This window comes from Erwinia sp. TECH1, from assembly GCF_054057575.1.
On sequence record NZ_JBSRZK010000001.1, the window covers coordinates 2,793,266 to 2,818,522 of the forward strand.

The 25,257-nt window shown below is 51.1% G+C and carries 25 protein-coding genes and 1 pseudogene; 8 read left to right on the top strand and 18 right to left on the bottom strand.

Features of this window, described 5'->3' with window-relative positions:
* Positions 1–125 precede the first annotated feature (125 nt).
* On the bottom strand, positions 126–587 hold the full coding sequence (locus ACVWZ0_RS13180) for an OB-fold putative lipoprotein (protein ID WP_253460798.1): 462 nt from the start codon (positions 585–587) through the stop codon (positions 126–128).
* Between the two features lie 261 nt (positions 588–848).
* Between ACVWZ0_RS13180 and ACVWZ0_RS13185 the strand changes: the two genes are divergently transcribed.
* Entirely contained in the window at positions 849–1,100 is a 252-nt protein-coding gene (locus ACVWZ0_RS13185) for a hypothetical protein (protein WP_253460795.1), read from the top strand.
* A 410-nt stretch (positions 1,101–1,510) separates the two neighbouring features.
* Here ACVWZ0_RS13185 and ACVWZ0_RS13190 read toward each other — a convergent pair whose 3' ends face one another.
* Positions 1,511–1,930, bottom strand: coding sequence for a PH domain-containing protein (locus ACVWZ0_RS13190; RefSeq protein WP_253460792.1), 420 nt, complete (start codon positions 1,928–1,930; stop codon positions 1,511–1,513).
* Positions 1,931–2,512: 582 nt separating this feature from the next.
* Between ACVWZ0_RS13190 and ACVWZ0_RS13195 the strand changes: the two are divergent.
* Positions 2,513–2,727: pseudogene (locus ACVWZ0_RS13195) on the top strand (site-specific integrase); the annotation flags it as partial.
* Positions 2,728–3,074: 347 nt separating this feature from the next.
* Here the strand turns inward: ACVWZ0_RS13195 and ACVWZ0_RS13200 are convergent.
* The 3 genes from ACVWZ0_RS13200 to yobA are packed head-to-tail and all read right to left on the bottom strand — an operon-like array spanning position 3,075 to position 4,714.
* Positions 3,075–3,413 carry a YebY family protein gene (locus tag ACVWZ0_RS13200; RefSeq protein WP_125287886.1) on the bottom strand — a complete coding sequence of 113 codons (339 nt, stop codon included), beginning with the start codon at positions 3,411–3,413 and terminating at the stop codon, positions 3,075–3,077.
* A gap of 49 nt (positions 3,414–3,462) precedes the next feature.
* Entirely contained in the window at positions 3,463–4,341 is an 879-nt protein-coding gene (gene copD / locus ACVWZ0_RS13205) for a copper homeostasis membrane protein CopD (protein WP_253460789.1), read from the bottom strand.
* A 1-nt stretch (position 4,342) separates the two neighbouring features.
* Complete coding sequence (gene yobA, locus ACVWZ0_RS13210) at positions 4,343–4,714, bottom strand: CopC domain-containing protein YobA (protein WP_253460786.1); 372 nt, start codon at positions 4,712–4,714, stop codon at positions 4,343–4,345.
* 149 nt (positions 4,715–4,863) lie between these two features.
* On the opposite strand from yobA, the gene ACVWZ0_RS13215 reads away from it, so the two are divergent.
* The 3 genes from ACVWZ0_RS13215 (at position 4,864) to exoX (ending at position 6,602) form a co-directional block, all read left to right on the top strand.
* Positions 4,864–5,094, top strand: a complete 231-nt coding sequence (locus tag ACVWZ0_RS13215) for a DNA polymerase III subunit theta (protein WP_125287889.1) — start codon at positions 4,864–4,866, stop codon at positions 5,092–5,094.
* Positions 5,095–5,168: 74 nt separating this feature from the next.
* The gene (locus tag ACVWZ0_RS13220; protein WP_253460783.1) at positions 5,169–5,927 is read left to right on the top strand and encodes a carbon-nitrogen hydrolase family protein; all 759 of its coding nucleotides are present in this window, start codon (positions 5,169–5,171) and stop codon (positions 5,925–5,927) included.
* Between the two features lie 12 nt (positions 5,928–5,939).
* On the top strand, positions 5,940–6,602 hold the full coding sequence (exoX, locus tag ACVWZ0_RS13225) for an exodeoxyribonuclease X (RefSeq protein WP_253460780.1): 663 nt from the start codon (positions 5,940–5,942) through the stop codon (positions 6,600–6,602).
* On the opposite strand, the gene ACVWZ0_RS13230 is transcribed toward exoX, so the two are convergent.
* Together ACVWZ0_RS13230 and ACVWZ0_RS13235 are read right to left on the bottom strand one after the other, a co-directional pair.
* Positions 6,599–8,662 (bottom strand): prolyl oligopeptidase family serine peptidase, encoded by a 2,064-nt coding sequence (locus tag ACVWZ0_RS13230; RefSeq protein ID WP_253461298.1) that lies wholly within the window; start codon positions 8,660–8,662, stop codon positions 6,599–6,601. The two genes, exoX and ACVWZ0_RS13230, sit on opposite strands and share 4 nt — an antisense overlap.
* A gap of 138 nt (positions 8,663–8,800) precedes the next feature.
* Positions 8,801–9,445: a tellurite resistance TerB family protein gene (locus ACVWZ0_RS13235; RefSeq protein WP_253460777.1), complete on the bottom strand. Its 645-nt coding sequence runs from the start codon at positions 9,443–9,445 to the stop codon at positions 8,801–8,803.
* A gap of 208 nt (positions 9,446–9,653) precedes the next feature.
* Here ACVWZ0_RS13235 and ACVWZ0_RS13240 point away from each other — a divergent pair, with 208 nt between their 5' ends.
* Positions 9,654–10,484: a sugar phosphate isomerase/epimerase family protein gene (locus ACVWZ0_RS13240; RefSeq protein WP_253460774.1), complete on the top strand. Its 831-nt coding sequence runs from the start codon at positions 9,654–9,656 to the stop codon at positions 10,482–10,484.
* Between the two features lie 153 nt (positions 10,485–10,637).
* Here ACVWZ0_RS13240 and ACVWZ0_RS13245 read toward each other — a convergent pair whose 3' ends face one another.
* A complete protein-coding gene (locus tag ACVWZ0_RS13245; protein ID WP_125287894.1) occupies positions 10,638–10,982 on the bottom strand; it encodes a YebG family protein in 345 nt (114 codons plus the stop codon).
* Between the two features lie 138 nt (positions 10,983–11,120).
* Here ACVWZ0_RS13245 and purT point away from each other — a divergent pair, with 138 nt between their 5' ends.
* Positions 11,121–12,299 (top strand): formate-dependent phosphoribosylglycinamide formyltransferase, encoded by a 1,179-nt coding sequence (gene purT, locus ACVWZ0_RS13250; RefSeq protein ID WP_253460771.1) that lies wholly within the window; start codon positions 11,121–11,123, stop codon positions 12,297–12,299.
* Positions 12,300–12,532: 233 nt separating this feature from the next.
* Here the strand turns inward: purT and ACVWZ0_RS13255 are convergent, their stop codons facing one another.
* The 10 genes from ACVWZ0_RS13255 to ACVWZ0_RS13300 all read right to left on the bottom strand — a co-directional run bounded on the left by ACVWZ0_RS13255 (position 12,533) and on the right by ACVWZ0_RS13300 (position 23,057).
* The gene (locus ACVWZ0_RS13255) at positions 12,533–13,171 is read right to left on the bottom strand and encodes a bifunctional 4-hydroxy-2-oxoglutarate aldolase/2-dehydro-3-deoxy-phosphogluconate aldolase (RefSeq protein ID WP_253460768.1); all 639 of its coding nucleotides are present in this window, start codon (positions 13,169–13,171) and stop codon (positions 12,533–12,535) included.
* 207 nt (positions 13,172–13,378) lie between these two features.
* Positions 13,379–14,854, bottom strand: a complete 1,476-nt coding sequence (gene zwf, locus ACVWZ0_RS13260) for a glucose-6-phosphate dehydrogenase (protein ID WP_253460765.1) — start codon at positions 14,852–14,854, stop codon at positions 13,379–13,381.
* Positions 14,855–15,345: 491 nt separating this feature from the next.
* Positions 15,346–16,569, bottom strand: a complete 1,224-nt coding sequence (locus ACVWZ0_RS13265) for an MFS transporter (protein ID WP_253460762.1) — start codon at positions 16,567–16,569, stop codon at positions 15,346–15,348.
* An 18-nt stretch (positions 16,570–16,587) separates the two neighbouring features.
* The gene (locus tag ACVWZ0_RS13270) at positions 16,588–17,856 is read right to left on the bottom strand and encodes an ATP-grasp domain-containing protein (RefSeq protein ID WP_253460758.1); all 1,269 of its coding nucleotides are present in this window, start codon (positions 17,854–17,856) and stop codon (positions 16,588–16,590) included.
* Between the two features lie 157 nt (positions 17,857–18,013).
* Positions 18,014–19,198, bottom strand: a complete 1,185-nt coding sequence (locus tag ACVWZ0_RS13275) for an aminotransferase-like domain-containing protein (RefSeq protein WP_253460755.1) — start codon at positions 19,196–19,198, stop codon at positions 18,014–18,016.
* Between the two features lie 201 nt (positions 19,199–19,399).
* Positions 19,400–19,747: a hypothetical protein gene (locus ACVWZ0_RS13280; RefSeq protein ID WP_253460752.1), complete on the bottom strand. Its 348-nt coding sequence runs from the start codon at positions 19,745–19,747 to the stop codon at positions 19,400–19,402.
* A gap of 4 nt (positions 19,748–19,751) precedes the next feature.
* Entirely contained in the window at positions 19,752–20,735 is a 984-nt protein-coding gene (locus ACVWZ0_RS13285) for a TauD/TfdA family dioxygenase (protein WP_253460749.1), read from the bottom strand.
* A 46-nt stretch (positions 20,736–20,781) separates the two neighbouring features.
* The gene (locus ACVWZ0_RS13290; protein ID WP_253460746.1) at positions 20,782–21,513 is read right to left on the bottom strand and encodes an SDR family NAD(P)-dependent oxidoreductase; all 732 of its coding nucleotides are present in this window, start codon (positions 21,511–21,513) and stop codon (positions 20,782–20,784) included.
* Positions 21,497–22,222, bottom strand: a complete 726-nt coding sequence (locus tag ACVWZ0_RS13295; RefSeq protein ID WP_253460743.1) for a 2OG-Fe dioxygenase family protein — start codon at positions 22,220–22,222, stop codon at positions 21,497–21,499. Before ACVWZ0_RS13295 ends, ACVWZ0_RS13290 begins: the two co-directional genes overlap by 17 nt.
* Positions 22,223–22,226: 4 nt before the next feature.
* Positions 22,227–23,057 carry a hypothetical protein gene (locus ACVWZ0_RS13300; RefSeq protein WP_253460740.1) on the bottom strand — a complete coding sequence of 277 codons (831 nt, stop codon included), beginning with the start codon at positions 23,055–23,057 and terminating at the stop codon, positions 22,227–22,229.
* Positions 23,058–23,717: 660 nt separating this feature from the next.
* On the opposite strand from ACVWZ0_RS13300, the gene pyk reads away from it, so the two are divergent.
* A complete protein-coding gene (pyk, locus tag ACVWZ0_RS13305; RefSeq protein ID WP_125287906.1) occupies positions 23,718–25,160 on the top strand; it encodes a pyruvate kinase in 1,443 nt (480 codons plus the stop codon).
* The last annotated feature ends 97 nt before the right edge of the window (positions 25,161–25,257 follow it).

Consider the following 25,257-nt stretch of genomic DNA (forward strand, 5'->3'; position numbering starts at 1 on the left):
TAAATTGATAGCTTACTTTGCGCCTGCTGCGGCAAAAATAAGCCCCGGCTCGGTGGCCAGGGCGTTCACGCTATTTTAAGCCAGCCGGAAGCCGGGCTGTGTTTCAGAAATAGTCCGTGCGCACGTTAATTAAATACGCAGCGACGGCCAGAAGGCGTGCCGATAACGCGTGACATGCGCTGACAAACCACCTCAACCTGACTGCCCTTCTTGAGCGTTAAAGCCGTGTTTTTCTCAGAATCCTGCATCTCCATACTGGCGGCCATAAACTGATTCGGGGTTTTCAGTCTGATAATAATGGCATTGGTAAAATCTTTATCGATAGACTGTACCGTGCCCGTTACGGCAATAAGTTTCCCTTTCATCGCCTCATCTGTGGCAACTTCGTTTGCTTCATAATCTTTAAAAAGTTTAGTGGCGGAAACATGGTAAACCTCTTTTTGCGGTGAAGAGGATGCTGTCGCGCTACCCTGCTGCGCCTGGCCGGTATTTGCCGCGTTTTTACTCTGCTCGCTGGGGCCGGTAAGCGCGCGAATCACAATTAGCGCAACAATAACGAAGAACACCCATTTTACTACTTTTTTCATTTTTTATTCCTTGTTAAAAAACACCATGTGTTTAAAAAACAGACCAGCCGTCACTCATATTGGCAGGCTGAAACTACAATAGTCAGAGGCTCTTATCGGCAACAGAATTGAAAAAATTAGGTTAAGTAGCAAAAAAAATGCGTATGGCGATTGCACTAACGGATGGTGCCAGTACCGCAAACGATTAATTTGTACTCGTAGACGCTTTGTTTAAATTATCAGCATTACTATGGAAACTGGCATTATTAAAAGGAACTTAAAATGTTAATGAAATATATTGCGCTGGTGAGCCTTTCCCTTACCCTTGCGGCATGCTCAAACCCACAGCCTCAGGACAAGACGCCTTCCCTGAAAATTTGCAAAGGGTTTGGCTGTGATAGCCTTCCGGGTAAACCCCCCAGCAGGGCCGATACACATAAGCCAACAAAAGATGAAAAAATTCGGGCAAGACGAGGAGAATCACCTGATTTTGGTTCTGAGGAGTTAAACGTAGGGGGCCGTTTTCCCTGGTAATAATTGTACGGAAGACCCACTTTTCTGCTTAACGCAATGTCCTTTTTACCTGCTGGGTTATCCCGAAAGTACATCATAAATACTTTTCAGGCAGCCCACGCATAAAGCAACCCCGGCAGATAGCTGAGGCTTGCTTCTGCCAGGCAACTAACTGCATTTTTCCTGACGCTGCCGTGAGGGATGGATGAGCTGCCATCACGCCATCACGCCATCACGCCATTACGCCATCACGCCATTACGCCATTACGCCATTACGCCATTACGCCAGTCGGCAAAAAAAGCTTTCTGGCATTATTCAATATGGTAGCCGAATATACAGCTACCACTATGCATTAAACATTGCAGGATTACAGTCTTCAGCCAATAAAAAACCCAGCGCTTCGGCTGGGTTAACTTTCCATGCGGCGCTATTACTTCACGTCGTTCTCTTCCTGTAGCTCAAAAAAACGGCGTCTGAACGCCATAGGATCCTTTATATACTTTATAGGGGCACGGGATGCACCTACATCGCAAATAATTAAAGAACCATAGCCGAGAATACGGCCTGCGATACTTTGTTTTATTTGCAGACTGGAAACTTTATTCAACCCTATCTCGATTGTATCTCGCTTGATAATACCAGTTTTAGCAATTACGCGTCTGTCCGTTATCCCGGCTTCGTTAGAACGTATTACAAAATAGCCAAAAGGTATCAACAATAACCCTAAACCTGCCGTAATAGCGCCTAAAAGGACACCCCAAATCACCCAGGGCAGTAAGGCCCATAATGTTACCTCACCGCGATAAAGCAGCGTTTCGTTTTTGATAAGATTAGCATCGATGTAAGCCATGGCTTTATAAGTCCCTTATGAGTCATTGCAGAATAGCATCCTATCACCCCCGCTATAAACTGGATAATTTATTTCTTTTTTTCCTTTAAAAAATAATTAAGTTATACATTTAAAAAACAGTCCGGCAACCTTAATTCAACGTAATTCTGGCACGCGAGAGTGGCCGGGCTGAATCACGTTGCCGTACTACGCTCAAATTAAGGCATTACTGACCGCGTGCATGAAGTACGTGCAGACCGTTGATACCGGCACGCCGGATATTGTCTGGCCGTGAAAGCCAGCATGATACCAATCCCCGCCCGGCGGGGATTATCTGATAAACATACCTGATGCCGGGATGTTTAATTCTGCCACGTAATCATTTCATCCAGCCGTTTCAGTATCTCAGGAAAATAACTTTCGTTGATACTGAAATCTCCTTTAACCCGGACACTGTCAGCATGTGCTTCTGGTCTAAGAACATACTCAATAATCACACTATCAACATCATTCAGTTTCCTGAGTACCAGATCTAATTGATGGCGTTCACTACGAAATTCAAAAGGCTTTATATCACTTTGCGCGATTAATGCTTCGTAATAGTTACCAGAAGGCCAAATGAGCCACGGCGTGCGTCACGGCTTTGCCAGCCACTTTATGATGGCCGGAGGTAATATCGTGGTATTGCTACGCATCTCAGGCCATTCCGATATCGGCGTGACCATGCGTCATGCGCACCTGATCATCTGGAAGAGGCCGTGACCAACAATCTGCTGGCAAGAATGGCCCAAAAAAGTGACTACAAAGTGTCTACATAGGTTCTTACAGGGGGTAATAAGGTGCAACTGGGGGGATCTTAAATGATTGATTTAAATGTAAGTTTCTGTTTTAAAACCCCTAACAAAAAAAGACCAAAGACGATTCCTGTCTTTGGTCCAGGGGAATGGCTCTGGTAGGAGCCGTGCGCTAAAAGTTGGCATTTATGCAGGCTATGACGCCTTGCTCTTTATAAGGTAGTTCAGGCGCGGAGATTTTCCAGCTGTAGGGTTCAGGGCCAGCTAAAATATGACAGCTCTGTGATCGTAACGGCAGAAACAGTGACAAGATGGCAGGAGTGGACAATTACTGCTACCGCGCTGGCCGGGAAGCCAGCGCGGCAAAACGTTTAATCACACAGCTTTTGCGCACGCTCAATAATTGGCGTCAGGCTCTTTTTCTGGCCCGGCTGCGCAGGGTCATCAATCTGAATAACGTCGATCGGCTGGCCTTTCACCTGCCCGCTTTTCAGCTGCTGCTTTGCGATATCGTTCAGCGGATACTGCATCAGCGTGCTGGGATTAATTGCGTACAGCGCGCCGTCTTTGGTACAGGTTAGCATCACCTCTTCGCGGTTAAAGGCCCATTTGTCCTTGCCCACTTCAAAGCGGCTGACGGTAATCACCTCTGACGCCATCGCGCTGGAACAAAAACTTAAAGCTAGCATCAGGCCGACTAATTTTTTCATGATGTTGCACTACCTCTTGTAGAAACGCCCAACAGCAGGCGGTAAAAATTCAGGCTGGCTCCAGAGTAGCAAAGACGCTCACCAGCGCTATTACCAGCGCGGCAAGCAGCAGCTCGGCCAGCGTGGTCAGGATAAAAAGGTGCCGGGCGCGGTCCCCGTCGGGCTGAAAGCGCGGCACCAGCCAGTAACGATTAAACAGCGCGACGCCGCACATCACCGCTACCAATAGCGCCTTCAGCAGCAACAGCTGGCTGTAGCGCCCAAATGCCGGCGGCCAGCCAGGCAGCAGGATAAAAGCGTCAATCGTGCCGCTGATAATAACCAATGCCACAGCCAGATGACCGTAACGGGAAAAGCGCATCAGCGTACGGATAGCGTCATAGCCCGCCGGGAAACGCGCCATATCGCGCATCAAAATCACTACCGGGAGCAGGCCGCCCGCCCAGAAGGCAGCCGACAGCAGATGTACGCTATGATTCAGACGCTGTAGCCAACCGGCCGTGCCATCCAGCATGGTCGCATGGCCCACAAAGGCCAGCCCAACCAGCTGCCCCGCCCCACTCAGTAATAACAGCCACTGCCGCAGCTGTCCCCTGGCTGATAAGGCGACGACGCCCAACAGCGCGGCGAGCAGCTGCCATTGCCAGGCCTGCCCGAAACGTGTTTGCAGCACCGCCTGCCATATGGCGCTATCGCCAATATCGCGCCAGCCGTCGGCCATCAGACCGGTTTGCGCCACCAGCAGCATTATCGCCGTTGCCAGCGCAAGCAGCGAAGCCGCCACCAGCAGCCGGTGAAGACGCCGTGCCAGATGCGGCCGGAAACGCGCGGGCGCCAACAACGTGGTGTAGATTGCGCCGCCCGTCAGCGTCATCAACGCGGCAAAATGCAGCCAGCGAGAAAGCAGATAAAACAGGCTGAGGGACATATTACTGCACGCTAAAGGTGTAGGTTCCTTTAGTTTTATGACCATCAACCGACAGCACATGCCAGTTGACCTGATACTGTCCGCTGCTCAGCGGCTTCGCCAGCGGCACGATTAGCTGATTATGCTGCTTTGGTGCACGCTCGGCTTCGGAGAGCGGCATGGCCTGCTGCTGAGCGTTCGTGACCTCAACGCCGCTGAAAGCCGGTTCGATATCTTCCGAAAACGTCAGCGTCAGCGCCTGCGGCGAAGCTTCCACATTGGCATTCGCTGCCGGGTACTGGCTTTTAAGGTGGGCGTGAGCAGAAACCTGCTGTGAAAAAGCGGCGGCACTCAGCGCCAGCGCGAAAATCATTGACCTACGCATTGAATCCATCCCGTTTGGTGCAGCCCGGGGCTGCGACAAGGCCGAAAGAATACTCCGCTACCAATAAAGTGTCGAGTCGTTAAGGGCTTTACCCCGCCGTCAGGCTTGCGAAACGCGGCCGTCTGCTTTATTTTTGCCGCGAGTCAATGGAGGCCATCATGAACTACAATCTGGCGGTGCTGCCGCAGGAAGAAAAAGACAAAATCAATGTTGATATAGCTGCCGCAGGCGTGGCGTTTAAAGAGCGCTACAATATGCCGGTCGTGGCGGAGATGGTGGAGCGCGAGCAGCCGGAGGCCCTGCGCGACTGGTTTCGTCAGCGGCTGACGCATTATCGACAGGCGTCGCTCAGCCTTTCCCGCCTGCCGTATGAGCCGAAGCAAAAATAGTTACGCGAATAACTTGTGTTTCCTGGTCGCTTCGGTTGAGATAACGTCTCAAAAACCGTATCGCGAGTATATTTATGTCCGTCTGGAGCATCGCCGCCGCGCAATCAGGGTCTCGTCCCGGAGAAATCGAGTGGAATATAGAACGCCATCTGGCTTTTGTTCGTCAGGCCGCTGAACATCAGGTTGATTTACTGCTGTTCCCGGAGCTTTCCATCACCGGCTATGAGCTTGCGCTTGCCAGCCAGCTGGCGATGTCGATAGACGATGTGCGCCTTAACGCTTTTGCCGAAGCGGCGACAGAATACCGTATGAGTATTGTTACCGGCGTTCCTTTGCAGGATGGCGATAAAATACGCCTTTGCGCGCTGGCTTTTTTGCCTGACGGCACGCGCCTGGCCTATTTTAAACGCAATCTGGTAGAGGCGGAAAAACCCTTCTTCCATCCCGGACAAAGCGTTCCCGTGTTTGGCTACCAACATCATCATGTGGCGATGGCGGTCTGCGCCGATATCAGCGTGGAAGACTACGCTCGCGATGCCGCGCATCGTGGCGCTAATCTTTATGCCACCAGCGTGCTCCTTTCTGAAAAAGGTTATCACAAGGATTGCGAATATCTGGCGCGCTGGTCGCGTAAGTTCAATATTGCCGTGCTGATGGCTAACCACGCTCTGCCCACGGGCGGTTTTGACAGCGCGGGGAAAAGCGCCGTCTGGGATGAAAATGGCCGGCAGGTTATCGCTGGCGGTCGTGGCGAGCAGCTGGTTATCGCCCGACGTCAGGACAGTAAATGGCAGGGCGAAGTACACGATTTACGCACGGCTACCGCCCTCTGAAAGAGAGAAATTATGTTACGCGTAATAGATACCGAAACCTGTGGCTTGCAGGGCGGCGTAGTGGAAGTCGCCTCCGTTGACGTTATCGACGGCAGGATCGTGAACCCTATGAGCGATCTGATCAGTCCGGATCGGCCCATCAGCCGTCAGGCTATGGCCATCCACCGCATCACTGAAACGATGGTGCTGGGCAAGCCCACCATTGAAGAAGCGATTGGCCGCTATCACGGCAGCCCTTACTACGTCGCTCACAATGCCAGCTTTGACCGTCGGATGCTGCCGGAAATGCCGGGCGAATGGATTTGTACTATGACGCTGGCGAGAGGCCTGTGGCCCGGAAAAAAATACGGCAACCAGGCGCTGCGTGAAGCTTTACAGCTGGACGTGACGCCGCCAGCGGATCTCCACGCTCACCGGGCGCTGTACGACTGCTACGTTACGGCGGCTTTGCTGATCCGTATTATGGAATTTTCCGGCTGGGATGCGCCAGAAATGGTGCGCCGGATGCAGGTTCGCGGCTCCAGCGCCACTTTCCCGTTCGGCAAATATCGCGGTAGCCGTATTGATGATGTGGTGAAACGCGATCCGGGATACCTGAAGTGGATGCTAAAAAATATCCCGGATCTGAAGCCCGATCTCAAAAGCGCAATGGAACGGGCTCTGTCGGCGGATTAACGGGCGCTGGCGGCGCTTAGCGTCTCCTGCGCCAGGCCAATCAGGAAAGCGTATTCCAGCGCCACGCCCTCATAAGATTTAAAACGGCCTGATTTACCGCCGTGCCCCGCATCCATATCGGTACAAAGCAGCAGCAGATTATCGTCTGTTTTAAACTCACGCAGTTTCGCGACCCATTTCGCCGGTTCCCAATACTGAACCTGGGAATCATGCAGCCCGGTGGTCACCAACATATGCGGATAGTGCTGCGCGGTGACGCAGTCATAAGGGCTGTACTGACGCATATAGCGATAGTAACGCTCGTCCGCCGGATTGCCCCACTCATCATATTCTCCCGTGGTCAGCGGGATAGATTCGTCGAGCATCGTGGTGACCACATCCACAAACGGCACCTGCGCCACCACGCCGTGAAAGCGCGTCGGCGCCATATTGATAACTGCGCCCATCAGCAGGCCGCCAGCGCTGCCGCCCATGGCATAGAGCTTTTCCGGGTTACCATAGCCTTTTTCCACCAGCGTATTGGTCACGTCGATAAAATCATGAAAGGTATTGAGCTTGTTCAGCAATTTGCCATCTTCGTACCACTGCTGGCCCAGCTCGCCGCCGCCGCGAATGTGCGCCAGCGCGAAGACGAAGCCGCGATCCAACAGGCTCAGGCGGCTGGAGCTGAAGTCCGCATCCATACAGCTGCCGTAAGAGCCATAGCCGTAAACCAGCATCGGGCTTTTACCAGGTCGATAGTGCTGTCGATGATAGACCAGCGAAACGGGCACTTCGACACCGTCACGGGCCTTGATCCAGTGATGTTCGCTGCGGTAGTCGTTGGCGTCAAAACCCTTAACTTCCATCTGCTTGAGGATTTTCCGCTCGCCGCTGTCCATATCCAGCTCGAACAGCGTATCCGGCGTGGTCATTGAGGAGTAGCCATAGCGCAGCTTGCTGGTATTCGCCGTGGGATTGACGGAAAGCCAGGTGACATAGGCCGGATCGTCAAAAGCGATACCGTAATCTTCTCCGCTCTGCCAGTTAATCTGCCGCAGGCTGGTCAGGCCGCGCTGACGCTCTTCCACCACCAGCCAGTCGCGAAACAGCGCAAAATCCTCCAGCATAACGTGATCGCGCGGCGCAATCAGCGTTTGCCATTTTTCCTCTTTCACATGATCGGTGAGATACAGGCCGAAATTTTTGCCTTCGCGGTTGGATCGCACGTAAAAATGGTGATCGTAATGATCCAGGCTGTATTCGTGATCCTTACGGCGCGGGCAGAAAATTTGCGGCTGTGCATCGGCAAATTCGGCGTCCAGCAGCCGGATTTCGCTGGTAGTGGTGCTATTGAGCACAATCAGAATAAAGTGCTCGGACATCGTTTTATGCAGGCTGACGTAAAAAGTCTCATCCTGCTCTTCATAGACCAGTTCGTCATCCCGCTGTGGGGTGCCCAGCCGGTGACGCCATACCTGCCAGGGCAGCAGCGTCTGTTTATCCTTCAGCACATAGTAAAAAGTGCGGCTGTCGCTGGCCCAGACGAAGCTGGAAGAGACGTGATCCAACACCTCCGGATACCAGTTGCCGGTTTTAAGGTTGCGGAAGCGGATGCCGTACTGACGGCGCGACAGAAAATCCTCCGCCAGCGCCATCACTTCATTGTTTGGGCTGATGCCGAGGCCGCCCAGCGTATAAAATTCGCTGTGGGCGGCGCGCTGGTTGCCGTCAACGAGCACCTCCCACTCTTCCGGCGTGGCGGTTTCTTCCGGCTGGCGGGTGTAGACGGCATATTCGTTGCCCTCATCATAGCGTCGCTGGTAGCGATAGCCGTTTTTGACATAGGGAACGGAACTGTCGCGCTGCGGCACGCGATCGACCATCTCTTTCAGTAATTTTTCCTGCAGCGCCTGCTGCGTCTGCATTACGGCCTGCCCGTAGTCGTTTTCCGCATGCAGGTAGTCCAGCACGGCCGTATCTTCACGCTTGTCGTCACGCAGCCAATAGTAATTGTCTATGCGCGTCTCGCCGTGCGCGCTCATCTCGTAAGGTATTTTTTTAGCGACTGGTGGTTTTATCATTTGCTGCCCCGCTGAATCAGTTATACAGAGTAAGGGTGGCAGCTACGGCGGTGATTGCCAAGCGCAGCGCGTTGACAAGAGTTGATAAACAACGTTAAAAAAGCTTTCCGGGCCGGGTAAGGCGCCCGGAAAGAGTCAGGCGACCAGCTTTTGCTTCTCCTGCTGGATATCTTTCGCCATGCTCTCGCGGACGTCCTGCGGAATTTTCAGCTCGTCGCCCAGCGCCTGCAGATAGCTGCGCTCCATAAAGTGATCGACATCAATGACCAGATTACTGAGGAAGTAGAGTTCCAGCGCTTCCTCTTCGTTTTTCACATCCTGCGCCAGCATTTTAGGATCCAGCGGCATATCGATAGCGCGCTGCAACAGCTGCTCGCCTTCCGCGCCCAGCCCCGTCTGATGAATATGCTCATTGATGGCCTTACGTTCTTCGCCGTCAATATGCCCGTCGCTTTTTGCCGCAAACACCAGCGCCTGCACCAGCCGCTCCGCGCGTCTGTCCACTGCGGTGGCCTGCTGCCCAAACTGCGGCTCTTCACGATGCGTTTCGCTGACGCGCTGCTTGTACTTGTTCCAGAGCAGCGCGCCCGCCGCCGCGCTGCCGCCAATAATCAGCGCGTTTTTACCGTATTTGCTCAGCAGGTTACGGGAAGATTTATTGGCGATCAGCAGCCCGGCCAGGCCGCCTAAAGCGCCCGGCGCCAGCATTTTACTCAGGCCCTCGCCGCCGCCCTTGCCTTTCCCTAACACGGTTTGAATTTGTTGCAGCCAGTTAGTCATATGCTCTCCTTATTGTAAAAAAACCAGCATAGAGCGGCTAACGTCAGGAAGCGTCAAGTCAGGCAAAGCCTGGAAAACCTTTAGCGCGCTGATGAGGCTGGCGAATCGGCACAGGTCGCTATACTTGTCAGCAGGCGAGAGTCAAAAGGTCGGACCGTTTACCGGCTCTCTGTCCATTTTTTTGCTATTGAGCTTTAAGGGGAACAGGATGCGTTTTCAACATAATCCACTTTTTATTAATACGGTTTTACTGAGCGGCACAACGGAAGAGAAAATTATCGCCGCCGCTCAGGCTGGCTTCAGCCAGCTGGAATTGTGGCGGCAGGATGTGGACCCGGCTGAAGGTACGCCTCAGGCTGTAGCCAGCCTGCTTGAGGAACAGCGGCTTGCCCTGACGGATTACCAGGTGCTGCTGGATTTTGACGGCGCACCGGACGATCAGCGCGAGGAAAAACGCCGCGACGCGCTGAAAATGATGGAGACAGCGGCGGCGCTGGGCGCCACCACCCTGCTGACGCCAGCCTCTACGCAAAAAGAGTGTATCGCCGGGCGTGAAGAAGAGGATATTCGCTGGCTGGCGCAGGAAGCGGGAAAGCGTGGGCTGCGGGTCGCCTTTGAGGCGATGGCATGGAGCACCCATATCAATACTACGGCCGCCGCCTGGCAGCTGGTACAGCGTATTAACGAGCCTAATCTGGGCCTGGTCGTGGATGCCTTCCATATTTTTGTACGCAACCGAACCGTGGCCGACTTAAACGGCATCCCGATGGACAAAATTTTCCTGGTACAGCTTTCCGATTTAGCCACGCTGCCTTCCGGCAGCGAACTGGTGGAAACGGCAAGGCACCATCGGCTGTTGCCGGGCCAGGGCAACTTCCCGCTCTATACGCTGCTGGACTATCTGGAAGCGGAAGGCTACAGCGGGCCGGTTGGGCTGGAAGTCTTTAATGATGAGATTAAACAGCGCTCGCCTTCCGATGCGGCGAAAGAAGCCATGCACGCGCTGAAACGCTGCTGTGCGCAGGCGACAATCGCCTGAACCTGAAAAGCTGTGGTCTGTAAACGCTAAACAGAAAGATAAAAAGCCTGTCCGAGGACAGGCTGCTACTGATAACGCCCTCTTATCAGGGCATCTGGTAGCGACAGGGCTGGTAAACAAGCCACAACGTCACATACTACAGACGAGACCGCCTCAGGCTGCTTTAATGCGCCCCGCTTTGGGCTTCTTCTCTTCCGCATCGGCATCGGCATCCTCAGCGGTTAACGCAGCGACTGACGCAACGGGACGGGAGGACTCCGCTTCCGGCATTTTGCTGGTACGCAGGATATGCTGCACGGCATCTTTGTTTTCCGACAGGAACATCCCCAACGCCTCGCGCTGATTTTCATCCATATCCAATGGCGCAGCGCTCAGCCAGTCGCAGAACACTTCGGCCATATCCAGCATTTTGTCATAAGCGTCGGCTTCTTTCTTACTGGCGAAAGTCATCTTTTCCTCACCTTTTCTGACGACAACATATTTGATTTCAACAGCCATAGTGCCCACCTCGTTTAACTGTATTTTTATACAGTATATCAGGCCGGGAATTTTTCTCAAGCCCGGAAATCGGATGAAGACGCAATCGTTTTCGTTTATACTGCGCCCGCATTTTTTCCTCTAATCAGGTAGAGATTTATGACAACTCTTGGTACTGCGCTGCGTCCTGCGGCAACGCGTGTAATGCTGCTTGGCTCTGGCGAGCTGGGTAAAGAAGTGGCGCTGGAATGTCAGCGTCTGGGCGTTGAAGTCATTGCGGTGGATCGCTATGCCGATGCACCGGCGATGCATGTCGCCCATCGCAGTCACGTAATCAATATGCTGGATGGCGAGGCGCTGAAAGCGCTGGTGGCGCAGGAGCGTCCGGACTATATCGTGCCGGAAATCGAAGCCATCGCTACCGATATGCTGATTGAGCTGGAAAAACAGGGGCAGCGCGTGGTGCCGACGGCTCGCGCCGCTCGTCTGACCATGAACCGCGAAGGTATCCGCCGCCTGGCTGCAGAAGAGCTGGCGCTGCCGACCTCTTCTTATCGCTTTGCCGACAACGTGGCGGACTTTAATCAGGCCGCGCAGGAAATTGGCTTTCCCTGCATCGTGAAGCCGGTCATGAGCTCTTCCGGCAAGGGGCAAAGTTTTATCCGCGAGGCCGCAGGGCTTGCTGCCGCATGGGGATATGCCCAACAGGGCGGACGCGCCGGTGCAGGCCGGGTGATAGTGGAAGGCGTAGTGAAGTTCGATTTTGAGATCACGCTGCTGACCGTCAGCGCTGCCGACGGGATCCACTTCTGTGCGCCGATTGGCCACCGCCAGGAAGATGGCGACTACCGCGAATCCTGGCAGCCGCAGCAGATGAGCGAGCTGGCTTTACAGCGCGCGCAGCAGATTGCCGAGAAAGTGGTTATCGCACTGGGCGGGCACGGGCTGTTTGGCGTGGAGCTGTTCGTTTGCGGGGATGAAGTGGTGTTTAGCGAGGTTTCCCCTCGCCCGCACGACACCGGCATGGTAACGCTGATTTCTCAGGATCTTTCGGAATTTGCGCTGCATGTCCGCGCTTTTCTTGGCCTGCCCGTTGGCGGCATCCGCCAGTATGGCCCGGCGGCCTCGGCGGTGATCCTGCCGGAACTGAGCAGCGATAACGTGCAGTTCGCCAATCTGGATACGGTACTTGGCGCGGGCTTGCAGCTTCGTCTGTTCGGCAAGCCGGAAGTTCAGGGCAAACGTCGCATGGGCGTTGCGCTGGCAACCGGTGACGATATTGATGAGGCCGTGCAGCGTGCTGTCGCCTGCGCCGCTGGCGTAAAAGTCAGCGGTTGACGCCGTGCGCGCTACTGCATAATTAGCGTAAAATCTGCGGCTGATGCTGCCCCGCTTCTGCGCTGCTGGCGTAAAAGTCAGCGGTTGACGCTGTGCGCGCTTCTGCATCGTTAGCGTAAAATCAGCGGCTGATGCGCTCCCGCCTCTGTAAAGCTGGCGGCCGGCGCTGTACCCGCCTCAGCAAAAAGGATGGCCGCCAGCCATCCTTTTTTAGTTTTACGCTCTGAACGGCATTAGCGCGCGCCTGCTACCGCCTCTTTAGCCAGCTGCGTAATGCGATCGTAATCCCCTGCTTCCAGCGCATCCGCCGGCACCAGCCACGAACCGCCGATGCACAGCACGCTTTTCAGCGCCAGATAGTCCCGGTAGTTGGCCGGAGAGATGCCGCCGGTCGGACAGAAGCGAACCTGTGGGAAAGGTCCGCTGATGGCCTGGAGCGCTTTCACGCCGCCGTTGGCTTCCGCCGGGAAAAATTTAAACTCGCGCAGGCCGTGATCCATGCCGGCCATCAGCTCAGATACGGTACTGATCCCCGGAATTAGCGGGATTGGCCCTTCCACGGCAGCCTGTAGCAGCGGCTCGGTGATGCCGGGACTGATAACAAATTTCGCGCCCGCCTGGGTCACTTCCCGCAGCTGCTGCACGTTCAGCACCGTGCCCGCGCCGACGATGGCTTCAGGCACTTCTGCGATCATCGCTTTTATCGCATCCATTGCGCAGGCCGTTCTCAAGGTTACCTCAAGCACTTTCACCCCGCCCGCGACCAGCGCTTTCGCCATCGGCACCGCATGTTCCAGCTTGTTGACTACGATGACCGGTACGACCGGCCCGGTGGTAAGAATTTTTTCAGCGCTTGTTTCCCAGTTACTCATCGTCCTGCTTCTCCTGTCAGGCCTGCCTGCTTCAATAAGGCGGGCAAAAACGACGCGCGCGGCGTCCGAAAAGTGATCGTCTGCTACCATACAGGATTATGAGCGGGTGCGTCCATGCGCCAAAGATATTTTTGAAACTGCGGTTCAATTTTTTACAGGCCGACGCCAGGCGTAAAAAAACCCGCCGAAGCGGGTTAGTCGAGCGTTTTATTCGAACTCGTTCCAGGAACGGCCGTCGCGGGTAATCATCGCGACTGAGGCAACCGGCCCCCAGGTCCCGGCCTGATACGGTTTAGGCGCTTCGTTATCGGCCGCCCAGGCTTCCATGATGGAATCGACCCACTTCCAGGCCTCTTCCACCTCGTCGCGACGTACAAACAGCGCCTGGATGCCGCGCATCGTCTCCAGCAGCAGACGCTCGTAGGCGTCGGCCAGGTGCGACTGGTTAAAGGTTTCCGAGAAGCTTAGATCCAGTTTGGTGGTTTGCAGATTGTGCTTGTGATCCAGCCCCGGTACTTTATTCAGGATCTGGATATCCACCCCTTCATCCGGCTGCAGACGAATGGTCAGCTTGTTCTGCGGCAGTTCCTGCCAGGAATCTTTAAACAGATTCAGCGCCGGGTTTTTAAAATAAACCACGACTTCCGAACACTTGGTCGGCAGACGCTTGCCGGTACGCAGGTAGAACGGCACGCCAGCCCAGCGCCAGTCGTCGATATCGACACGAATAGAGACGAAGGTTTCGGTATTGCTGGATTTGTTGGCGTCTTCTTCCTCAAGATAGCCAGGGACTTTTTTGCCCTGCACAAAGCCGGAGGTGTACTGTCCGCGCACGGTTTTATCGCGCACGTTAGTGTGGTCGATACGGCGCAGCGAGCGCAGCACTTTGACTTTTTCATCGCGGATACGGTCAGCGGTCAGATCGGCCGGCGGCGACATCGCAATCATGGTCAGAACCTGTAACAGGTGGTTCTGGATCATATCGCGCATCTGGCCCGCTTTATCGAAGTAACCCCAGCGTCCTTCGATACCCACCTCTTCCGCCACGGTAATCTGCACGTGATCGATGGTGCGGTTATCCCAGTTAGAGGCAAACAGCGAGTTGGCGAAGCGCAGCGCCAGCAGGTTCAGTACCGTCTCTTTTCCCAAATAATGGTCGATACGGAAAACCTGGTTCTCTTCGAAGTATTCGCCCACCTGATCGTTGATCTCGCGCGAGGTTTCCAGCGAGGTGCCCAGCGGCTTCTCCATCACGACGCGTGCAGGCTGCGTGTTCAGTTTAGCGGTGCCCAGACCTTTACAGATGGCGCCGAACGTTCCCGGTGGCATAGCAAAGTAGTTGATGGTGACGCGCTTTTTCTGGTCAAGCATTTTGCCCAGTTTGGTAAAGTGGGCCGCGTCATTAACGTCCAGATTACAGAAGTCGAGTCGGCTGCTCAGCTTATCCCAAAGCGCCTCGTCGATGGTTTCCTTCATAAAGGTTTCCAGCGCTTCACGAACGACTTTGGTATAAGCCGCTTTATCCCATTCCGCGCGGCCCACGCCAATAATGCGTGACTCTTCATGGATTTGTCCGGCTTTTTCCAGCTGGTACAGGGAAGGCAACAGTTTCCGGCGTGCAAGGTCGCCTTTGGCACCAAAAATCACCAGATCGCATGCCTGGGCTGTTTGTGTAACCGCCATTCTATTCTCCTCGTTGCAGGATAAACCCGACCGGCGGATCCCAGCGCGGTCAGGCTTTTAATTTTCTTTCAATACAATGTACTGCTTTTGCCGGGTCGGCGTAAACCTGGCGACGCCCCGCCAGCACAGAGTAGCCAGTCTCAAAGCTTTTTGCCGCCCAATACACAGGCAGTTTGTGCTTAAAATTTCCGCTCGCTTACTAAGCGTTCCGACCAGAAGCACACGGAATATAACGAGGATAATGCGTTAAAATCAGCGAAAAGCAGCTCAACGACAGTTAACTAACGCTTTTTACCGCAGCAAAAAATCATCGATTTCGCCTTTAAAAGAAATCGACGAAACAGATAGTAAAAAAGCACTGTCACTGTTTAAAGTTACAACAGAAGTTGCGCCAGTCTTTTCATAATCCGCCATGCAGCAGTATCCAGAATGTCGCGAAGAGAGCTAAACCTTCCCCCTTGCAGAACGCGAGCATCAGCGATGGCAAAATATCAGCTCGCCTCTTTTGGCACCTGAGGGAAATATTTTTTATAGCCAAACTTTAGTCGACCAACAAAAAGCAGGACTATGGTCAGTACAAACGAGAGCGCAAAGGCCAGTAGAATGATGTTCTGCAGCGTGGTCTTTTCAGAGAGCAGGCTTACGGCGAGGCCGCCTACTGGAATAGAAAGCAAATTCAACATGCCGACCACGCCGATTACCCTGGACAAAATTGCAGCAGGAATAATCGTGCTACGCATAATTCTGATATAAACGCTGAAGCCTCCGTCAAAGGCGCTCAGAAGCGCATAAAGCGCCACGTAAGCATAATAATTACCTGCCAGTCCAAGAAACAGGCCGCTCGCTAATATGATTAACAGTGAAAGTTGCCCAATCAGCGTCACGCTGAAGCGAAGCGTCAACCGAGGAATAAGGTAAAAAAGCAGCACTGACGCTAAAGCCGCAACGCTTTGCATCAGGCCTAACGCTCCCGACTCCAGCTTAAAATGCTTAAGGATAACGGCCGGAGAGATAGCTAAAACCACGCCATAAATGATATTGACAATCCATGTCATAGTGCACAGATAAATAATTTTCTTGTCTTCGAAAAGATAAACAAAGGCTTCGCGATTAGAGCGCAGGATATCTTTGACCTTAGTCACTCCTGCGGATTCAGGCGAGGCAATAGATAATGTTAAAAGGTTCGCGGCCGACAGCAAAAACAGCGCGGCCGAGATTAAAAGAATGCCATTTACGTGTGCGTGGCTATAAATAACAATGGCGATGGCTGGCCCAAGGATCTGTGAAAATTGCTCTACCGTCTGTATCCTGGAATGCACTCTGGCATACTCTTCACGTGGAACATTGGCCGGTATAATGGACTCGATCGAGACAAAATTCAGGACGTAACACAGAGACATGATGGCCATCAGCGTGGTCAGCGTGGCAAATATGCCGGTGATGTTAACCAGTAAAAAAGCAGCCGCCAGGGCTGCGCATCTGAAGACATCTAACGACAAAAATATTTTTTTGAAGTTTTTCCCCTGCAGTAAACTTCCGGCAATCGGAAAAAACAGCACTCGGGGTATCCACTCGATAACAAATGATAAAGCAGACAGGCTGGTCGAACCGGTTGATTTAAGGATAGCCAAAGGAACGGCGAACATCAGAAACTGATCGCAAAGGGCGCCCAGTCCTCTGCTAATGATGAATTTATGAAAATTAAAAGCGCCCAAAACGACTCCTTTACTCTGTTACACAGATTCCGTTATAAAAGTTTGCGCTGAAAGCGTTTTTGCCATTTCAAGATGTCGGGTAAACAGCGTTTCACTTTGCGTTTCGCCCGGCCAGAAAAATTCGATAATACCTTCCCGGTTACGCCACGAGTCCAGCGGAAAAATCTGTTGGCCCTGTACGGCCATGACATTGAGATGCAGGATTTCTTCAGGCAACGAGGCAGGCACGTTTATCTGCGTAAGCCTCCCCGTTTCCGCTTTCATAAAAGCAATAGCGGCAATGCCTTTGGCGGAGTCGAGGCGGGAAGCGAAAACCATTTCAGGATTAATATAGGATGAGACATGCAGCTGATAAGGGTTATAGCCATAAACCTTTTCAACCAGACTCATGATGCTATCACCGCCCGTCCTGGCGGCTACTTCAATAATTTTAATCTCGCCCTTAGCGCTGACTTTGGCTTCGAAATGAGCAATACCGTATTTAATCCCTAACGTACGACAGGTTCTTTCAGCAAGTTCAATAAGATCGCGATGGGAGGTAAATCGGGAAGGTACTACATGCCCCAGTTCAACGAAATGCGGCGGCGCGCCAAGGTATTTATCCGTCACGCCAATAACACGGCTAAAATCAGGGGTATTCAGGACTTCCACACTGACTTCAAACTCATATGCGATAAATTCTTCGACAATAAATAAACTTTCGTCGGCATTGGCTTCGCCATTGATGCTTTTGACATCGGCAATGCTTTTTTCGAAAGCGCGCACCAGCTCTTCTTCCGAAGAAACTTTTATTACGCCCAGGCTGCCCGCCATAAGGCGTGGTTTAATAATGGCCGGATAACCTGTCTGCGCAACGGCGCTACGTAGCTCGTCAAGTTTGGCAACCTGATAATATTTTGGCACCGGCAGGCCCGCATTTTGCAAACATTCCCGCATGATAAATTTATCTCTGCATCTTTCGACAACGGAGAGATCGTTGTGGGGTAATCCGTAATGTTTAGCAACGAAGGCAGCAGTAACTACGGTAAAATCATTGGTAGGAATAACCGCCCTCGGCGTTCTTCCGGTTAATTCCTCGTACCGTATAACTTCCTGTAGAACTTTCTCATGATCCGAGATGGGTGCACAAATATAGCCATCAAAATATTTAAGCGTATGAGAAAAAATAGTATTACTGACGGTAAAAACATCCATTCCTTCAGAAGCGCGTAAAGCGCCGGCAAAGGCACGTTCGCGGAAAGGGACTTCTGCCCCTACCAGAAGGATATAATCGCCATGCTTATTCATAAACTTCCCTCTAAATAATCTTATGTTTTACTGTCTGCCGCTGCATTTTTTACATACGTAACCTGCCCCGTTCATTAACAGCAGGCACGATTAAGGGCGGCAAAAGCCGCGCTGCGATCGAGAACCATTAGCCGTAAAGCTAACGATCCTTATTGGACTATTTTATTTTTTTCAGCGCCCTGGAAATTCGTATCACTGCTTCCCGCGCCGTTTCTGCGGTAAGCATGGAATAAGAGAGCCGCAGTGAATTTTTTTGCGGATCCCGCGCAAAAAACACTTCTCCGGGTACGAACACGACATTTTCTTTAATACATTCCTGCAAAAGCTGCGAGGCGTCGATACCCTCCGCGAGGTGACACCACAGGAACATTCCCCCATCAGGCGTATTCCACGTGATATCGCCGCCTGAATATTCATGTAAGGATCCAATCAGGTAATCGCGTCGGTCTTTGTAGGTGGCCTTTAATATCTCCACTCTTTCATTGATTCTACCGGACTCAATATAATGTGCGGCTATGCTTTGATTTAAAGTAGAAGTATGCAAATCTAATGCCTGCTTGGCGACAACCGTTGCCATGTGGAAATGTTCGGGCACGGCCAGCCAGCCCAATCGTAATCCTGGTGAGAAGATTTTTGAGAAGCTGGACATATAGCAGACGTTATGATTTTTACCGAACAGACTTTGCGCGACAGAAAATATTGAGGGAACGGGGTCACCGCTGAAGCGCAGATGCCCATAAGGATCGTCTTCAATAATAACCACCTGGTATTGTTGCGACAGCTTAGCGATTTTCACGCGCTGTTCATAACTGATGGTATTACCGGTAGGGTTGGCGAAGTTTGGCGTAAGGTAAACCATTTTCACCCCGCCTGCCGCCATCTCTTTTTCCAGCAGGTTCAGTTCAATACCTTCAGAATCATATTCCAGCTCAACGACCGTGGCGTCGGTATAGCCAAAAATTTGCAGCGCCGCCAGATAAGTTGGCCGTTCAACAAATACTTTGTCACCCTTTTCAAGGAAAACGCGACTTAAAAGATCGATAGCCTGTTGCGACCCGTTAGTAATAATAATGCTTTCCGCATCCACATTCAGATTATGCCCGCTGTTCCAGCGAGAAAGCTGCTCACGCAGGTGTTCCTCGCCTTCGGTAACGCTATACTGGAATAAACCTCTGTGCTCACGAGATAAAATATCTTTGAGAACGGTATCGATACCTTCAACATCGATAAGATCGGTGGCAGGAATTCCTCCTGCAAGCGATATAACACCGGGAATTTTGCTGAATTTCAGCAATTCTCTGACAGCAGAGGATTTGATACCAGCGGACTTTTTAGAAAGCATTGCTCACTCCCAATGAAAATTATTTTTTTAATCGCCGTTTTATCTTACTGTTAAAATTCTGTAACTACAATAATGTGAGGAGCCTAATTGCGCGGTAATCATTACTTTTTTCCATGTAAAAAAGCCGCCCGCAGCAAAGCCAGGCAGCGTTTGTTAGCTTCTATTTTTTTGCAACATAAACCGGGGAAATGGCTACCTGAATCAGACCTTATTTATAAATACAAGGTTTTTTGAGGTTAAAAATTGCGTATAGATTTTTAACTTCTCTTGATCGAGGGCGGTATAGTTGAAAATTTTAGTTTCTTCCGAAATTCTGGTAAGAATCCCTGCTAATCCCAGTAATATGTTGTCCCACTTATCTTCCTCGAGTGAAATAACAATATTTTCACTGTCGGCTACAGCTTCATGTAGACTGGAGCCGATGGCAACAAAGGGAGAAGTATCCGCTTCTTCCGGATAGTAACCTTTCACTACGCAAGCGTTATCGGTCAGCGCCGCATCGATTTTACTCAGGTTGACGACTGAATCACTGATGATAAGATTTTTCATAATATTAATAAGTTAACCCAAGGTATCTTTTTGATTCATCTGCCGCGTGATGGCGGGCCATGTTTGCACTACCGTACAGGCGCACCATCCAGCGATCCAGCCCGTTATATCGGGCTACAAACTTCTGTCGGGAATGCAGGGTACGCTGATTTTTAAACAGCAACATATCGCCTGGTGGAAGCTGAAGGCGGTGATAATGCTTAACCTTCTTGGTGGCTTCCATAAAAATGTTTAAGCTGACCAGCGCAGGATAGTCAACAGGAATAACCGTATCCATATCTGTCCTGTTGTAGTACATCCCGTCTTTGATGCCAAGGATAGCTAGCGGCCCTTTCAACTCATCGCCATTAAATGACGATGGCATCCGAAAGTAGTATTTTTTCTCACATAGCTCGTCAATAACGCGTTGTTCAAGCTGTTGCAACACCTCATCCAGCTCCACGACTTCTGTGAAGACGTCCGGATCCGGGCGTATACCATAGAAAGATAAAATTTCCGGCGAACCTGATACATTATTGGTTTCCTCCGGGATTATCGGCAGGATCGGATTTGAAACATGCATATCCAACGTTAATGCGCTGCCGTGAGAGCTGACTCTTTTTGCCCTTTTTCGCGTCGGCACCACGTGACGGAACAGGAGCCCTTTGTTCTCACGCAGATAAGATATCGGGAAAATACCGCAGGCTGCGAAAACAGCAAACTGCATGACGCTGGCTATCGGCAGATCGGCGTTATCAACATAGCCGGTATAAGGTGTCTCTTTAACGTTATAGTCAAAAGGCAGACCGTTGACGCGCAGAATATTTCCTTCACCAGGCATAAAACCAATTAGAGCGGCGAACGTCTCCGGGCTAAGGATATTTTTAACTTGTTCTTTCAGACTTGAGAGCGAGGAAAAAAGCATCTCATCATCAAACTCTTTAAAACTTTCAGCCAGTCTTTTCAGGCCCTGCTGTTCTTCCCATGAAATCCATACGGTTTCGATCACTGATATTCTCCAGTAATTATTTAACGCAGCTGTTAACAGACCGCTATTACAAATCTTTGCCGCAGGTCCATCCGCCATCAATAACAAAATTCGCGCCGTTGATAAATTGCGAATTTCTGTCGGAGAGCAGATTAACCACGGCGGCAATATCCTGGGGTTCGCCTGTTCGGGTTGAATACATTCCACTGTATATTTTTTTCATGGTGGCTTCTTCATGAAAATAGTGTTCAGTCATTCCCGTACGGGTAATAGCCGGTGATACTGAGTTACACCTTATTCCTTGACGACCAAACTCCAGAGCGAACTGTTTTGTCAGGCCAATTAAAGCATGTTTCGACGAGACATAGGCGGTTCTGTCAGGTTCAGCCAGAATCCCGCTTACAGAAGCAATGTTAACAATACTTCCCTCTTTGTTTTGTGCGACCAGCTTTCTGCAAAAGTTTCTCGAAATTAGAAAAGGCGCGGTGGTATTGATTGCATATACAGCCGACCAGTTTTCAAGACTCAGGTCCAGCAAGGGTACGATCTCCCTGATACCGGCAGCGTTGATCAGAAGGTTGTATTCGCCGAACGGTAAGTCATTGAATGAATTTTCATTCAGAGCATTCAGGTCCATCAAATCCGTTCTGATAAATTTAAAGCCATCACGAACTATATCGTTTTCAAGATCCAGTCCGAATACCTGATAGTTCCTCTCGAGCAGGGAGTAAACGATTTCTTTGCCAATACCGCCATTACTTCCGGTAACAATTGCTATATTTTCATTCAATACTTTCACCCGTTTCCCTTTTTTGGAAAGTTACCAGGATGATATCCCTGTGCAAAAATGCATTATCGTCATATTCCTCTGGCACACTCATTGGCGTGACCGCATGAAAACAGCGATGATTAACCACTAACGTATCAAAGGTTTTTTTCATCCTTAATACACGGTCAATCCTCTTAGGATGCTTAGCTATTATGCTTTCTCCGCCGACAAGATCTTCCGAAACATCCACCAGATGCATAAAAACGACGTCCTCATCATCTTTGTGTAGCCATGCAGGAGAACTGTACGCCGGTTCTTTTCCCGCGTTATAGCGAAACAGATGTACACCAATCATTAACTCTTCAACGGGCGGCATGTCTTCGATATTTTTTACAATGTCGATATCTGTTTTCACTATCTTATTGAACAGCGCTGTTTTGAGGATTTCCGCACCGATATTTTGATAGTCTCTGACCACGCCACCTGTTACGGGATTATATCTTTTAGTTTGCTGATAAGGTTCAAACTTTCCATAAGTTACCTCGTTGTTCTGCCAGGCAACCTGAATATAATTTCTTAATCGATTTCCTTCAGAATAGGTATCCAAAGGCATATCGGCAAAATTAGCCTTTAAAATTTTAAGCTCATCTTCAGCAATGGTGAAATCTGTGAAGTTCTTAAGATTAAACTTAGCGTAACCCTGCCCTTGTAAATCCTGAACAATATTATCTATTTCCATTTTTCTACGTCCACCAGACCACTTTATTATCGATATAACCGATAAAGCGACCGGAGCTGATCCTCTCGTTCTCTACCGAACTGGTCACGCCATGGAGATAGGAAGCATTGAGAAAATAAAGATCGCCAGGTTTTAAGCGCACTGTGAAACTTTCAAAGCTATCAGCGAACGCCAATGGATAAGGATAACCTGTGTCCAGAACATCAAATTCTTTACGGATATTGTCATCCGGCCTACAGTTCCACACCTTCAGTTCCCCGCCGTTAGCAGCATCGCAAACGCACAGATTGGAAGAAATAACGTTTTTAGCCGCTGCAATTTCATAACCGTCTTGCTCAGCAAATTTTAACTGGGCGCTGTCATCATGTGGCCATAACGACATATTACCGTTGTCCAGCCATCGTCTGGTGGTGGCAAAATTGGCATTATGGCTTTTAAACGCCGACGGTCGATAAGAAATTTTTTCCTGAGAAAAGAAATTTTCCAGCTGTTTATCCATATAAAGCGTTCTCACTACATCATCAGACATACCCTGATATAAATTCAGAACGTCCGCATCCGACTCCAGGGTGGCATTGATGTATTCCATTCCGGTTTTATGGAATTGTGAAGAACCTATCTGTTCTGTTTTCACAAAGCCGTCATCCGGGCGGTGATTGCCTTTTATCCGCATAATTTCATAAAAATTACTTTTTATTTTTTCACAGACCGCCGGGTCTACCGCATTACGAATGATATAAAGCACTCTGCCATCAGCATTTCCTTCCAGGATGATTTTTGATATTTTATATAAGTCCAGGTCTTCGATAACGTCTTCATAGTATTGGAACGGCATACACCCTCACAAAAGTTATTATTGTTATTCCCCTGATACAAAATAATAAATCAATTGTTATAATATGGTTATGTTTTAACACCTGGTTTTTTTAACGTCAACATTATTACTCATTGGGCATTGTCATCGGCGACCAAATTCCACTTTTGTTTTAAGCGTGAAAGTCCTCTCTGTGGATAATAAACTTAAGTGATAATTATTTCGCGAGCGTTGTGAATGATTACTGTTGATAAATTAGTCGCTACTATCCGTTGGTTTGCGGCTTCGCTCTGGCATTAAATGCTGCGCCCGTGAGAATAGCGGCGTACAGAGTGGCTACAGTCTGTCGGAAAACACGGCTAATTTAAGGCATTTTCTCGGCGGTTTTTTTCTTCAGAATCGGAATAATCGCTTAAGCTTTTTGCTCCCTTTTTGCTACCGGATCGCCTGGTGAGATTACGCCGCCTGTTAAAATTGCGGCGGCGGACGGAGACAAGGTGGTGACTTCAGCCACGCGTCCCAGTATTGTATCCATTGAGGGCTTTGCCGCCCGTCTGCAGAACCAATACTAAAAGAAACAGAACGGTTCCCGCTTTGTTTCATCAGTATAGATGTGCACAGATGCACCGCGGGTGACGGCCTGACCTTTCATCCGTGGTTTTTAAACACAAGGAACTCCCCATGACTCGACGTTTAAGAAGAACCAAGATCGTTACCACCCTGGGTCCGGCTACCGATCGCGACAATAATCTCGAAAAAATTATCGCTGCCGGGGCCAACGTGGTTCGACTTAACTTCTCACACGGGACGCCAGAAGATCATATGCAGCGCGCCAGCAACGTGCGCGCAATTGCGGCAAAGCTGGGCCGTCATGTGGCCATTCTGGGCGATCTTCAGGGCCCTAAAATTCGCGTATCCACCTTTAAAGAAGGCAAAGTCTTCCTTAACCAGGGCGACCGCTTTTTGCTGGATGCCAGCCTGAGTAAAGGCGAAGGCGATAAAGAAAAGGTAGGTATCGACTATAAAGGCCTGCCGGCCGACGTTGTGCCGGGCGATATCCTGCTGCTGGACGACGGCCGCGTACAGTTGAAAGTACTGGAAGTCCAGGGCATGAAAGTCTTTACCGAAGTCACCGTCGGCGGCCCGCTTTCCAATAATAAAGGCATCAATAAGCTGGGCGGCGGGCTGTCTGCCGACGCGCTGACGGAAAAAGATAAAGCGGACATTATCACCGCCGCTAAAATCGACGTGGATTATCTGGCCGTCTCCTTCCCACGCTGCGGCGAAGATCTGAATTACGCTCGCCGTCTGGCTCGCGAAGCAGGCTGCGAGGCGAAAATCGTTTCTAAAGTTGAACGTGCGGAAGCCGTAGCGTCGCAGGAAGCCATGGATGACATTATCCTGGCGTCGGACGTGGTGATGGTCGCCAGGGGCGATTTGGGCGTTGAAATTGGCGATCCGGAACTGGTCGGCATCCAGAAAGCGCTGATCCGCCGCGCTCGCCAGCTGAACCGTTCGGTTATCACCGCAACCCAAATGATGGAGTCGATGATCACCAATCCTATGCCGACGCGCGCAGAAGTTATGGACGTGGCGAATGCCGTGCTGGACGGAACCGATGCCGTTATGCTGTCGGCGGAAACCGCAGCGGGCCAGTATCCGGCGGAAACCGTCACAGCCATGGCTAAGGTCTGCCTTGGCGCGGAGAAAATCCCGAGTATCAACGTCTCCAAGCACCGTCTGGACGTGCAGTTCGACAATATCGAAGAGGCCATCGCCATGTCCGCGATGTACGCCGCCAACCATCTTCAGGGCGTTACCGCGATTATCACCATGACGGAGTCCGGCCGCACCGCGCTGATGACCTCACGCATCACTTCCGGCCTGCCGATTTTTGCGATGTCGCGCCATGAGCACACGTTAAACCTCACCGCGCTGTATCGCGGCGTGACGCCGGTCTATTTCGACAGCAACAATGACGGCGTGGTTGCGGCGCATGATGCGATTAATCTGCTGCGTGATAAAGGCTTCCTGATGTCTGGCGATCTGGTCATCGTCACCCAGGGCGACGTTATGAGCACCACCGGCACCACCAATACCAGCCGCGTGCTGCGGGTAGAATAACGCTTACGGTTATCGGGCCTTCGCGCCCGATAACTTTTTCCACCCTGCTGTTCCCTTTTCCGCTATTTTTTCAGCAACTTTTTATCCGCCCGTCATA